Source organism: Cryobacterium sp. Y29, from assembly GCF_002929825.1.
Taxonomy (GTDB): domain Bacteria; phylum Actinomycetota; class Actinomycetes; order Actinomycetales; family Microbacteriaceae; genus Cryobacterium.
The window spans coordinates 174,766-186,738 of record NZ_PJJN01000036.1; the positions used below are offsets into that span (position 1 = coordinate 174,766).

11 protein-coding genes are annotated in these 11,973 nt (G+C 64.4%); 5 read left to right on the top strand and 6 right to left on the bottom strand.

Going from position 1 to position 11,973, the window contains the following annotated elements; translation table 11 throughout:
• The first annotated feature begins 2 nt into the window (after nt 1-2).
• The 3 genes from CXY74_RS14005 to CXY74_RS18065 all read left to right on the top strand — a co-directional run bounded on the left by CXY74_RS14005 (nt 3) and on the right by CXY74_RS18065 (nt 2,329).
• On the top strand, nt 3-596 hold the full coding sequence (locus CXY74_RS14005) for an energy-coupling factor transporter transmembrane protein EcfT (protein WP_104200985.1): 594 nt from the start codon (nt 3-5) through the stop codon (nt 594-596).
• Between the two features lie 150 nt (nt 597-746).
• On the top strand, nt 747-1,748 hold the full coding sequence (locus CXY74_RS14010) for an FKBP-type peptidyl-prolyl cis-trans isomerase (RefSeq protein WP_104200986.1): 1,002 nt from the start codon (nt 747-749) through the stop codon (nt 1,746-1,748).
• Between the two features lie 293 nt (nt 1,749-2,041).
• The gene (locus CXY74_RS18065; protein WP_255409549.1) at nt 2,042-2,329 is read left to right on the top strand and encodes a DUF1801 domain-containing protein; all 288 of its coding nucleotides are present in this window, start codon (nt 2,042-2,044) and stop codon (nt 2,327-2,329) included.
• A gap of 78 nt (nt 2,330-2,407) precedes the next feature.
• Here the strand turns inward: CXY74_RS18065 and CXY74_RS14020 are convergent, their stop codons facing one another.
• The 4 genes from CXY74_RS14020 to CXY74_RS14035 form a co-directional block, all read right to left on the bottom strand.
• Entirely contained in the window at nt 2,408-3,304 is an 897-nt protein-coding gene (locus CXY74_RS14020) for a glycine betaine ABC transporter substrate-binding protein (protein WP_104200988.1), read from the bottom strand.
• Nucleotides 3,305-3,418: 114 nt separating this feature from the next.
• Nucleotides 3,419-4,354: a proline/glycine betaine ABC transporter permease gene (locus tag CXY74_RS14025; RefSeq protein ID WP_104200989.1), complete on the bottom strand. Its 936-nt coding sequence runs from the start codon at nt 4,352-4,354 to the stop codon at nt 3,419-3,421.
• Nucleotides 4,351-5,664, bottom strand: coding sequence for a glycine betaine/L-proline ABC transporter ATP-binding protein (locus tag CXY74_RS14030; RefSeq protein WP_104200990.1), 1,314 nt, complete (start codon nt 5,662-5,664; stop codon nt 4,351-4,353). Before CXY74_RS14030 ends, CXY74_RS14025 begins: the two co-directional genes overlap by 4 nt.
• A gap of 339 nt (nt 5,665-6,003) precedes the next feature.
• On the bottom strand, nt 6,004-7,401 hold the full coding sequence (locus tag CXY74_RS14035; RefSeq protein ID WP_104200991.1) for a cation:dicarboxylate symporter family transporter: 1,398 nt from the start codon (nt 7,399-7,401) through the stop codon (nt 6,004-6,006).
• A 136-nt stretch (nt 7,402-7,537) separates the two neighbouring features.
• Here CXY74_RS14035 and CXY74_RS14040 point away from each other — a divergent pair, with 136 nt between their 5' ends.
• Together CXY74_RS14040 and CXY74_RS14045 are read left to right on the top strand one after the other, a co-directional pair.
• Nucleotides 7,538-9,253: a sensor histidine kinase gene (locus CXY74_RS14040; protein ID WP_104200992.1), complete on the top strand. Its 1,716-nt coding sequence runs from the start codon at nt 7,538-7,540 to the stop codon at nt 9,251-9,253.
• Complete coding sequence (locus CXY74_RS14045; RefSeq protein ID WP_104200993.1) at nt 9,246-9,962, top strand: response regulator; 717 nt, start codon at nt 9,246-9,248, stop codon at nt 9,960-9,962. The genes CXY74_RS14040 and CXY74_RS14045 overlap by 8 nt, the downstream gene beginning before the upstream one ends.
• 7 nt (nt 9,963-9,969) lie before the next feature.
• On the opposite strand, the gene CXY74_RS14050 is transcribed toward CXY74_RS14045, so the two are convergent.
• On the bottom strand, nt 9,970-10,776 hold the full coding sequence (locus CXY74_RS14050; RefSeq protein ID WP_104200994.1) for an enoyl-CoA hydratase: 807 nt from the start codon (nt 10,774-10,776) through the stop codon (nt 9,970-9,972).
• Nucleotides 10,773-11,957: an enoyl-CoA hydratase/isomerase family protein gene (locus tag CXY74_RS14055; RefSeq protein WP_104200995.1), complete on the bottom strand. Its 1,185-nt coding sequence runs from the start codon at nt 11,955-11,957 to the stop codon at nt 10,773-10,775. The genes CXY74_RS14050 and CXY74_RS14055 overlap by 4 nt, the downstream gene beginning before the upstream one ends.
• Between the last annotated feature and the right edge of the window lie 16 nt (nt 11,958-11,973).

The following is an 11,973-nucleotide window of genomic DNA, read 5'->3' on the forward strand; positions in this document are numbered from 1 at the left end:
ACATGATCGGCCTGTACAGCCCCGGCACCTCGCTCATTCACCGGGCGCCCACCCTGCTCAAGCTGTTTCTGCTCTCACTCTGCGTCGTTCTGATCGGAATCTCGCCCAATCCGTGGGTCGTCGGCGGCGCGGCGGCCGGCGTCGTGCTTTTGTTTTTATTGGCGCAGGTTCCGGTGCGAGCGGCCGCAGCCCAGATCGCCCCGATTCTGCTGATCCTGCTGGTCGCGGTACCAATCCAGGGATTGCTCTCCGGCTGGATGGTCGCCGCTCTGATGGCTGGCCGTCTGCTCGTGGCAGTGGCCCTCGCCGCCCTGTTCACGATGACCACGACGGTCACTGCCGTGCTCGAAGCGTTCCAAGCCCTGCTGCGACCGTTCCGCCGGTTCATCGACGCCGACCGGGTGGGGTTGCTCGTCGCGCTCACCATTCGCTGCATTCCGTTGGTGAGCGACATCGTGCGCGAGGTGCTCGAGGCCCGCACGGCCCGCGGTACGCGGGGCTCGCTCCTGTCGATCGCCGTTCCGGTGGTGGTGCGCTCGCTCTACGCAGCGGATGCCCTGGGTGAGGCCCTGATCGCCCGCGGTCTCGACGACTGACTCTCGCCTGCCCGGTCGCCACGCCGAGGCATCCACTCAGCCCGTTCTGAGGCGAAGCGTGGCAGAGTAGGGATTTGGGCGTTCGCGCCACCCAGACATTCACCCGATCCGTGCCTGCCTGTCTGCAGCTACGTTCTCGAAAGAGGCCCCGTGTCGAAGATTCCCGCCCTGCTCGCCATCGTTGGCCTGACGCTCGCGCTGACCGCTTGCGGAAGCAGCGATACTCCCCAGCCAACGGATACCGCTCCCGCGGCCGATGCTGCCTTTGCCGAATGCACCTCCCCGGGCAAGATCTCGGACGCCGTCGATGTGACCGGCGACTTCGGCGGCGTTCCCGCCGTGGACTTCGCCGAGCCGCTTGACCCCTCGTCTACCCAGCGCACGGTGGCCATCAAGGGAACCGGCACCACCGAGGCAGGCGGCGGTTCCTTGGTAGCTGCCTCACTCTCGGTGTATAACGGAACCACCGGCGCCGTGGTGCAGGAAACGAAATACCCGACCGACGGGTCCAGCGAGACCGTCACCGTCGGCGATACGTTCCTGCCGGGACTCGTGCGGGCCGTCAACTGTGCCGTTGAAGGCGACCGCATCGTGACGGTCAGTACGAGCGACGATGCCTTTGGCACCACGGGCGCCTCCGAAATCGGAATCGCAGCGGGTGACTCGGTTGTCTTCGTCATCGACGTCATCTCTGTGACCAACCTCGCCGACCGTGCCGACGGTGTCGACCAGCCCGCCGTCGACGGCCTTCCCACCGTCACACTCGCCAAGGATGGTGCTCCGACCATCACCATCCCCGACACAGACGCGCCGACCGAACTCAAGATCGCACCCTTGAAGCTGGGTGACGGAGCCGTGGTCGCCGATGGCGACACCGTGTCGGTTGAATACACCGGTGTGATCTGGGCCAGCGGCAAAACCTTCGACTCCTCATGGACCACGGTCGGACCGGCGACCTTTGCCACCAACCGGGTCGTTCCGGGCTTCGGCGCCGCGCTCGTCGGCCAGACCGTCGGATCCCAGGTACTAGCGGTCTTGCCACCGGCCGAAGGCTATGGCGAAGCGGGCAATGATCAGGCTGGTATCAGCGGAACGGATACCCTCGTGTTCGTCGTCGACATTGTGGGCACTGCAGCGACTCCCGCCGCCTAACGCGGACGCCCGGCACGCCGCCCATCGACCCTTCGGTTGGTGGGCGGCGTTTTTTCGTCTACTGACGAGCCGTTCCTGAGTGTCTACCCAGCCGCGCCGGGGGTTGACGTGAGAGTGTGGAGTTCTGAACCAAATGCCCGGCAGCGTGTCGGGCGTGATCTCTCCCATCGAAAGAGGCTATCCACCTGACATCCACACCCGCCCCCATTGCCCCGATCAAGCCAACGGCCAAGCCGTCGAATATTGACGAGTACGTTGCCGTTCCCGCCGAGCCGCTCGCCAGCGTTGTTGACCTGCTCCGGTCCACGTTCGATCTAGGGCTGCCGGAGACCGCAACGGAACTGTGGCACGGACATCCGGTCTGGCTCAACGACGATGTGCCGGTAGCCGGCTTCAAGGCCTACCCTACCTTCGTGACCGTGTTGTTCTGGCGTGGCCAGGCCATCACCGATGACTCGGGCAAACTTAATGCGAGCGGGTCGGCCGAAATGAGCGAGCTCAAGCTGAAAAGCGTCGACGACTTCGACAGCGACCTGTTCGACGGCTGGCTGCAGCAGGTGCGCGAGCTCGAAGCCGCCTAACTCTGCGCCGCGCACAGCACAACAGAACGGCCCGCGTCCGAAGAGGACGCGGGCCGTTCTGTTGTGCAGAAAGCGTGACTAGCTGGTGAGGCCGTCCACGTACTCCTGATTGTCTTCCATCCACTGGGCGACGATCGGGGCGTAGTCCTGGCCGTCGTAGTCGACGAACATGGCGTTCTCGAGCGAGTAAAGCATGTCCAGGTCCATCTCGAAGTTCTCAACCCAGCCGGCAGCCGTCGGGAACTCGGTCTTGAAGTCACCCTTGGCGTAAGAGTGGATGCTCTCGACGCCGCCCAGGGCACCCTGCGGGTCCTCAAGGTTCTTGAGCGGGAACACGCCATAGGCCCAGTGCGGTTCCCACAGGGTGACGACGATGTTCTCGCCGTTGTCGGTGGCCGTCTGCAGTTCGGTGAGCATGGCCGCCGTCGACGAGGTGAGGTATTCCATGCCTTCGAGGCCGTAGCCCGGAATAACGTTGTTCGTGGTCGCGAGGGTCAAGCCGGCGCCGGGCTCGATGCCGACGATGCGGTTGCCGAACAGGTCGGCGTTGGCCGCGAGTTCCTCGAGCGAGTCGATCGGGGCATCCGCGTTGACGGCGATCGCGTTGCGAGACTCCTCGTTCCAGGCTCCGAGGTCAACGATTTTGTCGCCATACTCGTCGAGGTACTCGGCGTGGGTGACCGGCAGCCAGACGTCCATGCTGAGGTCATAATCGCCCTCGGACAAGCCGAGGTAGACCGGCGCGACATCTGCGTATTCGAGCTCGACGTTGTAGCCCTTGTCATCGAGGATGGACTTCCACAGGTGGGAAGCCGCAATACCTTCGTCCCACCCGTTAAACACGGCGATCGACATGTCTTTGTTGTCGTCGTTGCCGTTTCCGACGGTTTCGGTCTCACCGGAGGCGGCGCAGCCGGCGAGGGCAAACATGCTGACTGCTCCGAAGGCAAGGATGGATTTAGAACGGTACTTCATAGGTCTTCCTTTCGTGCCACCTGCTGTGGGTGACTGGGGTTGACTCGTGGTGCATATGGCGGGAGCCATACTGTGAACGGTTGCGGATGCAGCCGTAGATCTGTTGGGCTCGCGTTAGACGCGAGCAGGATGCGGGGCCAGATTCGTGTCGGCAACGGACGCCGCGGCATCCGTTCCCCGGCGCGACCGCAGAACGCGACGGATGCTGCCGAAGAGGCCACCCGAATCGGAACTGCCGAGCGACGCCGTGATGCGGTCGAGGAAGATTGCGAGGATCACCACGGCCAGGCCGGCTTCGAAGCCGAGCGCAATGTCGATTCGGTTGAGGCTCGCGATGACCTGCGCTCCGAGTCCGCCTGCTCCGACCAAGCCAGAGATGACGACCATGGAGAGCGAGAGCATGATGACCTGGTTAATGCCGGCCATGATGCTCGGGGTGGCCAGGGGCAGCTGAATCTGACGCAGGATGCGCCACGGGGAAGCACCGAAGGCCTGTCCGGCCTCGACGACTTCCTGGTCAACACTGCGGATGCCGAGCTCGGTCAGGCGCACTCCGGGGGCCATCGCGAAGATGATCGTCGCGACGATTCCGGGTACCACACCGATCCGAAACAGGATGAGCGCCGGGATAAGGTAAACGAACGCTGGCATGGTCTGCATGAAGTCGAGTACCGGGCGAATGATGTTCGACGCGAGCGTCGACTTGGCCGCCAGGATGCCGAGCGGAACGCTGATCACAATGGCCAACACACTCGCGACGAGCACGAGGGCGAGGGTGTCCATTGCGTTGTCCCACTGGTCGACTCCGAGAATGACGAGCAATCCGACAACGGTGCCCACGGCGAACTTCCAACCACGGATGCCGAGAGCGAGGACGCCCAGCACGAGCATGATCGCCCAAAACGGCGGTGCTCCGAGCAAGAATTCGACGCCCTCGTACGCGCCGTCGAAACCCGCGCGAACGAAGTCGAAGATAAAGCCGAAGGTGTCGGTGATGAAGTCGACGAAGGACTCGACCCATGAGCCGAGAGGAATGCGAAAGTCGTTCATGCGTGTACTCCTTCGGTATCGATCTGTGTATCATCGGCGGTTTCTCCGAGAATTTCGGTGATCTGGCTGATCGAGATGGTGGCCGGCGGCAATACCACCGGCAGTGGACCGGTATTCGACGTGACGTTCCCGATGGCGGCGAGCAGGGTCACGCGAGGAATCACGCCGAGCAGGCGGTTCTTCTCATCGACGACGGCGATCGGCAATTCGCTCTCGACCGAGGGCTCGACGAGATCGACCAGGGCGGTTTCGGGCAGCACCGCTTTAGCGTCATCACGAATGATGCCGCCCAGATCGGTCTCGCCGGCTTTGACCAATTTCAATACATCACGGTCGCGCACGATACCGGCGAAGCTGCGGTCGCGGTTGAGCACAAAAGTGACGGATGTCTGCAGGTCACGCATGGTCCGCAGCGCCGCTCGGGGGCCCGCGGTCTTCGTGATGACCGAACGCACCGGTTCCATCACGCTCGCGGCGGTGAGAACGCGCGCCCGGTCGACATCCTGCACGAACTGAGCGACGTAGTCGTTGGCCGGGTCGGTGAGAATCTCCTCGGGCGTGCCGATCTGCACGATGCGACCATCGCGCATAACGGCGATACGATCACCGAGAAACATGGCCTCGTTCAGGTCGTGGGTGATGAAGATGATCGTCTTGCCGAGGGCGGCCTGCAGCTCGATGAGCTGCTCCTGCATTTCGCGGCGAATGAGCGGGTCGAGGGCCGAGAAGGCCTCGTCCATGAGCAGCACGTCGGTGTCGGCCGCGAGGGCACGACCGAGGCCCACCCGCTGCTGCATTCCACCGGACAACTCGGAGGGCAGGTTGTCGGCCCAGCCAGCCAGGCCGACCAGATCGATGATGATCTGGGCCTTCGCGAGGCGTTCCGTGCGACCCATACCCTGGATTTCAAGGCCGTAGGCGACGTTGTCGATCACGGTGCGATGCGGCAACAAGGCGAAGTGCTGGAACACCATGGAGATGTTCTTGCGGCGCACGTCGCGCAGTTCCCTGGCGGACACGCGCGTGATATCGGTGCCACCGACGGTCACAGTGCCGGAGGTGGTGTCCCAGAGGCCGTTGAGCATGCGAATGAGGGTCGACTTGCCCGAGCCCGACAGGCCCATGACGACGAAGATCTCGCCCTTCTTGACCTCGAAGGAGGCGTCGATGACGGCGGCAACTCCGAGGGAGGAGATTTCAGCGCGGCTCTTGCCGGCCTTGAGCTTCTTGACGATCTCATGCGGGCGGCGCCCGAAGGCTTTGTAGAGGTTATCTGCCTTGACGGCTATGGTTTCTGGACTCTCGGTCACGCGTTCTCCGGTGCACGCCCCCGTAGCCGATCTCACGGTCTACGCAGCGCTGTGCTCTCGTGTCGGACGGGTGGGCACCAAGCGGCCCGGGCGCGAGAATCAGCGTGGGCTGGAGCGATCATGGGATCACGTCCGTCGGCGCCTCACCATACGCATGCGACCGTTCCATCTCAAATGGTGGCTACGCGTGCGCGTCCTGGTGAAGGGTTGTAAGACCGTGCATGAGCCTAACATACCGACTTTTCGGTACACCGAAAGAATGCATAAAAGAAAGGTGTCGCCCGGGAAGACTTCTCCGGACGACACCCGTAGCGCGAGTCGAATACTCGCGATTTGTACTTAAGCGCGTTCCAAAACCTTGGACTGCGCGGCCTGCTCGGCGGTGCGCTGGCTCTCCGCCGCGCTCACGTGACCGTGTGTGAGCATGGTGCGCTCGTCGAACGGTTCGAGCTTGTCGAGCACACGGTCAACCTGCACCCGGTCGAGTTCCTTGGTCCAGGAGCCGATCATGACGGTCGCCACAGCGTTGCCGGTGAAGTTGGTCAGCGCGCGAGCTTCAGACATGAAGCGGTCGATGCCGACGATGAAGCCGACACCACCGACGAGTTGCGGGGCGTGGGCCTGCAGGCCCGCGGCCAGGGTGGCGAGGCCGGCGCCGGAGACTCCGGCGGCGCCCTTGCTGGCGATGATCATGAAGACGAGCAGCCCAATCTGTTCGCCGAGGGCGAGCGGCTGACCGAGCGCGTTGGCGATGAACAGCGAGGCCATGGTGAGGTAGATCGCGGTGCCGTCGAGGTTGAATGAGTAGCCGGTAGGCACGGTGACTCCAACGACGGGCTTGGAGACGCCGAGGTGTTCCATCTTGGCGATCAGTCGCGGCAGCGCGGCTTCGGACGACGACGTCGACACGATCAGCAGGTATTCCCGGCCGAGGTAGCGCATGAGCTTGAACAGGTTCACACCCGTGACCAGCTTGAGGAGGCCGCCCAGGATGACCACGATGAAGAGGATGCAGGTGATGTAGAAGGCGGCCATGAGCGTGAACAAACTGATCACGGCCTGGATGCCGGTGGCACCGACGACCGCGGCGATCGCACCGAACGCACCGATCGGGGCAAGCCACATGACCATGATCAGAATGCGAAAGACCAGGGCCTGCACGTGGGCTAGCCCATCGAGGATCGGCTTGCCGGCCGGGCCCATGCGCTGCAGCGCGAAGCCGGCGATGAGTGCCACGAGCAGCGTCTGCAAAATGTTACCGCTGGTCAGCGACGAGAACAAGGTGGTGGGAACGATCCCGAGCAGGAACGATTTGGTGTCGGCTGATTCGGTGGCCTCGAAGGTGGCATCCGACAGGTTGATGCCCTCACCCGGGTGAATCATGTTTCCCACGACCAGTCCGATGCCAAGTGCAAAGGTCGACATGATCAGGAAGTAGCCGAGGGCCAGGCCACCGATCTTGCCGACGGTGGCAGCCTTGGCGATCGAGCCGATGCCGAGAATGATCGTGCAGAAAATGATCGGGGCGATCATCATCTTGATCAGGGCGATGAACAGGTCACCAAGCGGCTTGAGCGAGACCGCGAAACCCTCGGGCCCGCCCCAGACCAAGCCGACGACGATACCCAGAATAACCGCGACGATGACGGCCATGTACAGGTAGTGGGATGAGTCGATTCGCTTCTTCGGCTTGCCGGATTTGTTAAGTTTGGTTCGGGTTGATGGCGTCGATGCCATGTCAGACTCCTATGTCTAGGCTTAACCTGGTCCACCAGGGGCTCCGGTCGGTGCAATTCGTTCCACACTGGTCGACGCAGCCCGCTCGCGCACGGTTGCGGTCATATTGTTCACGAGCTCACGAAAGAGGCAGGCAGTGCGTAAGGAATGGAGCATCGCTCGACGGCTCTTTTTCGCGCACGCACTGTTCATCGTCGTGCTCACGGTCTTCGTCGGAACGGCCTTCTTCGTCGACACGCGCGATCGCGGCTACATCGAGACCGGCAACCGGATGCTCGCGGTCGCCACCGCCATCGCCGACAGTCCACTCGTGCTCGCGGCGAGTGAGTCGGCCGACCCGAGCGCGTCGTTGCAGCCCTACGCGCTCGAGCTGAGCGCCGACGCGGGGCTCGATTTCATCACGATCATGGCTCCAAACCGCACTCGTTGGACCCACCCCACCGACACAGAGATCGGCCGGGACTACATCGGCGCCATCGAGCCGGCTCTGTCCGGAACCTCCTTCACCGAAATCAGCACGGGAACGCTCGGGCCATCCGTTCGTGCCGTGGTGCCGGTAACGGATGCCGATGGCGCCGTGCGCTCGCTCGTAGCGGTGGGCACCACCACGAGCAACATCACGATCGCCCTGAACGCCCGGTTGCCCTCTGTGCTCGGTCTGGCTCTCGGGCTGCTCGCGTCGGGGTCAGTGGTCACCTGGCTGCTCGGGCGCTACTTACGCCGGGTGACCCTGGGCTGGGGACCGGAACGTCTCGCGCAACTATTCGTCTATTACGATTCGGTACTGCACTCGGTTCGTGAGGGGCTTGTGCTGGTCGACCTGCGCGGCGATCTCGTTCTGTACAACGATCAGGCCGCGCGCCTGCTCGGCATTCCGCCGCGGCCGGCTGCGGGCAGCGACGAGCGGCCGCCAACCCTCACCGAATTGAGTCTGCCCCCGAGCCTCGGCGAGTTGCTGCGCAGCGGCCGCACCGCGCTCGATGAGATTCATGTCACCGACGCGCGGGTACTCGTGGTCAGCCAGGAGCCCGCGATCGCCCCATCGACTTCGGCGACTGGGCCCCGGGCAACCCCGATGGGATTCGTGGCGACGATTCGCGACCACACCGACCTGCAAAACCTCGGCAGCGAATTGCAGTCAATGCACACACTCTCGGACGCGCTGCGGGCGCAGACCCACGAGCATTCCAATCGATTGCACACGATCGTCTCCCTGATGGAGCTCGGCCGCACCGATCAGGCCCTCGAATTCGCCACGAAAGATCTCGAGTTGAGCCAGCAGCTCGCCGATGAGATGGTCGGTTCGGTGGACGAACCGGTGATCAGCGCCCTGATCATGGGCAAATCGGCGCAGGCCAATGAGTTGGGAATCGCCCTGACCGTCACGGCATCCGGCACCCTCACCCGGTCCGGGCTGTCGATTCAGGACCTGGTGACCGTGCTCGGCAATCTGGTCGATAATGCTCTGGACGCGGCGGCCGCCGGCCCGGACCCTCGTCGTGTCTCTGTCACGGTGTCATCTACCGAGCAGGCCGTCGTGATCGAGGTCGCCGACAGCGGCGATGGCGTGAGTCCCGACATTATCGACGACGTGCTTCGACTCGGCTTCAGCACCAAGAATTCCGGCCTCCCGCAAGCGGACCTCCTGGCTGCCGGCGGTCACGAAACAAACATCACGGTGCCGAGCCGATCGAGCGGCGGCCGTGGTCTCGGACTGGCTTTAGTGCGGCAGGCGGTGACCCGCCTCGGCGGCACGCTCACCATCGGGCGGCGCGAGGGCGCCGTCTTCACCGTGACGATTCCGGCCGAAACGCGTGTAGACCTGACCCGGGCGGAGGTCAATCATGGCTGAGGCCGCGCTCCCGGTCATTCGCGTGCTCGTCGTCGAGGACGAGCCGCTCGCTGCCGAGGCTCACGCGGTCTATGTGGGTCGATTGGCCGGCTTCGAGCTGGCTGGCACGGCCAGCACCGGGCAGGACGCATTTCGTCGCGTCGCAGCGGCTGCCTCGGCCGGAACCCCGATCGACCTCGTGCTCATGGACATGAACCTGCCCGACGGCCACGGGCTCGACGTGAGTCGGCGCATCCGTTCGGCCGGTCTCGCCACAGACATTATTGCCATCACCGCGGTGCGTGACCTCGACAACGTGCGCGGAGCCATCGCGGCCGGCCTCGTGCAGTACCTGATCAAGCCATTCACCTATTCGACCTTCGCTGCGAAATTGTCCAGCTACCGGGACTTTCGTGCGGAACTGCACGGGCAGGCATCCGTCGTGACGCAGTCGGCAGTCGATCATGCCTTTGCGAGCCTGCGCGCGCCGACCGATATCCCTCGGCCCAAGGGGCTGGCGGAATCGACATTGAACCCGGTGGTCAGGTACCTGCAGTCGCAGGCCATGCCCGTGTCGGCGAGTGAGCTGATGGAGCCGCTCGGACTCTCCCGGGTGACGGCACGGCGCTACCTGGAGTATCTCGCTGACACCGGCCTGGTGCTGCGCGCTCCCCGTTACGGCACGCCGGGACGACCCGAGAACGAGTACAGCTGGAAGCCGGGTCGTTAGCGGGCGTTCAACGGTTCGTGAAGACCGCAGGCCGCTTCTCGACGAAGGCGGCCATGCCCTCGCTCTGGTCATCGGTGGCGAACACCGAGTGAAACAGGCGACGTTCCAAGTGGATGCCGCCGCTGAGCAGGGACTCGTATGCCGCGTTGACGACTTCCTTGGCGAGCATGGCGATCGGCGCCGATTTCGCGGCGATGTCGGTGGCGGTGGCGAGTGCGTCGGTCATGAGGTCGGCAGCCGGCACGATGCGGGCCACGAGGCCGGCGCGTTCGGCTTCGACCGCGCCGATGGTGCGGCCGGTGAGGATCATCTCCATCGCCTTGGCCTTGCCGACCGCGCGGGTGAGTCGCTGGGACCCGCCCATGCCCGGGATGACGCCGAGCTTGATCTCGGGTTGGCCGAAGGTGGCTGTGTCGGAGGCGATGATGAAATCGCAGATCAGAGCCAGTTCGCAGCCGCCGCCGAGGGCGTGGCCGGAGACGGCGGCGATAACCGGCGTGCGCACGGCCGCGAGTCGGTCCCAGCCGGCGAACCAGTCTGCGAGGTACATATCCATATAGGTCATCGTCGACATCTCCTTGATGTCGGCGCCGGCTGCGAAGGCGCGTTCCGAACCGGTGATGATGATCGCACCGATCTCGGGGTCGGCGTCGAGCCGGGTGGCGGCACCGACGACGTCCTGCATGGTGGCGAAGTCGAGGGCGTTGAGCGCCTTCGGGCGGTTCAGGGTGATGACGCCGACGCGGCCGTGGCGGTCGAGCAGGATGTTGTCGTAGGTATCCGATTGTGCAGCGGTTGGGGTGCTGTCGCTCACGTGGTGGCCTTTCGTTCGGTGGTCGGTGTGGGTTCGAAGTCGCTCGGGCGCGGCAAGCGCAGCGCGCGGGCACCTAGCGGCGCGAAGTGCGCGTGCACGTCAGTGTCACTGACAGCGTCCAGGGTGCTCGGCTGCCACCGGGGAGTGCGGTCCTTGTCGATGACCTGCGCACGAATCCCCTCGATCACGTCGTGCCCGTCCACCATGCGCAGGGACACCCGGTATTCCTGTTCGAGCACCTCTTCAAGGGTGCCGAGGTTCCGGGCGCGGCGGAGCGACTCCAGAGTGACCGTGACGGCGGTCGGCGACTTGGCCAGAATCGCGGTGGCTGCTGCGCGGGCCGCCGCAACGGATGATTTCTGCAACCGGTCGATAATCACGGGCAGGTCGTCACCGGCGTAGCACTCGTCGATCCAAGGCCTCTCGGCCAGGAGCGGCCCCGGGGGCACGACCGTCGCGGCGTGCTCGGCGATAGCGTCGGCAGCGGGCATCCGTGTGAGGGCGTCGACCAGACTATCGAGCCGGGCCGAGTCGACGAAGCTGTCGGCGAGGCCAAGGGTGATCGCATCGGCGCCGGTCATGGTCGCGGCGGTGAGGGCGAGGTGGGTGCCGAGTTCGCCGGGTATGCGCGAGTAGAGGAAGGTTCCACCGACGTCGGGCACGAAGCCGATGGTGGTCTCGGGCATACCGAGCCTGGTGCGTCCGGTCACGACGCGGTAGGAGGCGTGACCGGAGAGCCCGACTCCCCCGCCGAGCACGATGCGGTCCATCAGGGCGACGAATGGTTTGGGGTACCGCTTGATCTGCGCGTTGAGCGTGTATTCATCTGCCCAGAATTGAGCGTTCTCGTCAGGGTCGCCGCCGGTGTCCGTGCGGGCGTCCCGGTAGATCGAGACGATGTCGCCGCCGGCACAGAGGGCGCGATCTCCGCTTCCGGTAAGCAGAACGGTGCGCACGGCAGGATCGTCGGCCCACTCCGTGAGAGCTGTGGCGATAGCGCGGATCATGCCGTGCGTCAGCGCGTTCAGCGCCTTCGGCCGGTTCAAGATGATGCGGGCGAGCGGTCCATCGCGCTGCAGCAGCACTTCTCCGTCGCTATCAGGGGGTGCTGCCGCGCCAACACCCGGCTTCACTCGCGTGCTCTCGCCCGATGTGCTGTTGATCGAATCCGTGCGGGGCATAGAAGACCTTTCCGCG

Excerpts from the sequence above, each read along its gene's own strand:
- CXY74_RS14005 (WP_104200985.1), top strand. The coding sequence starts at position 3 with ATGATCGGCCTGTACAGCCCCGGCACCTCGCTCATTCACCGGGCGCCC.
- CXY74_RS14020 (WP_104200988.1), bottom strand. The coding sequence starts at position 3,304 with ATGAAGTACCGTTCTAAATCCATCCTTGCCTTCGGAGCAGTCAGCATG.
- CXY74_RS14025 (WP_104200989.1), bottom strand. The coding sequence starts at position 4,354 with ATGAACGACTTTCGCATTCCTCTCGGCTCATGGGTCGAGTCCTTCGTC.
- CXY74_RS14035 (WP_104200991.1), bottom strand. The coding sequence starts at position 7,401 with ATGGCATCGACGCCATCAACCCGAACCAAACTTAACAAATCCGGCAAG.
- CXY74_RS14045 (WP_104200993.1), top strand. The coding sequence starts at position 9,246 with ATGGCTGAGGCCGCGCTCCCGGTCATTCGCGTGCTCGTCGTCGAGGAC.
- CXY74_RS14055 (WP_104200995.1), bottom strand. The coding sequence starts at position 11,957 with ATGCCCCGCACGGATTCGATCAACAGCACATCGGGCGAGAGCACGCGA.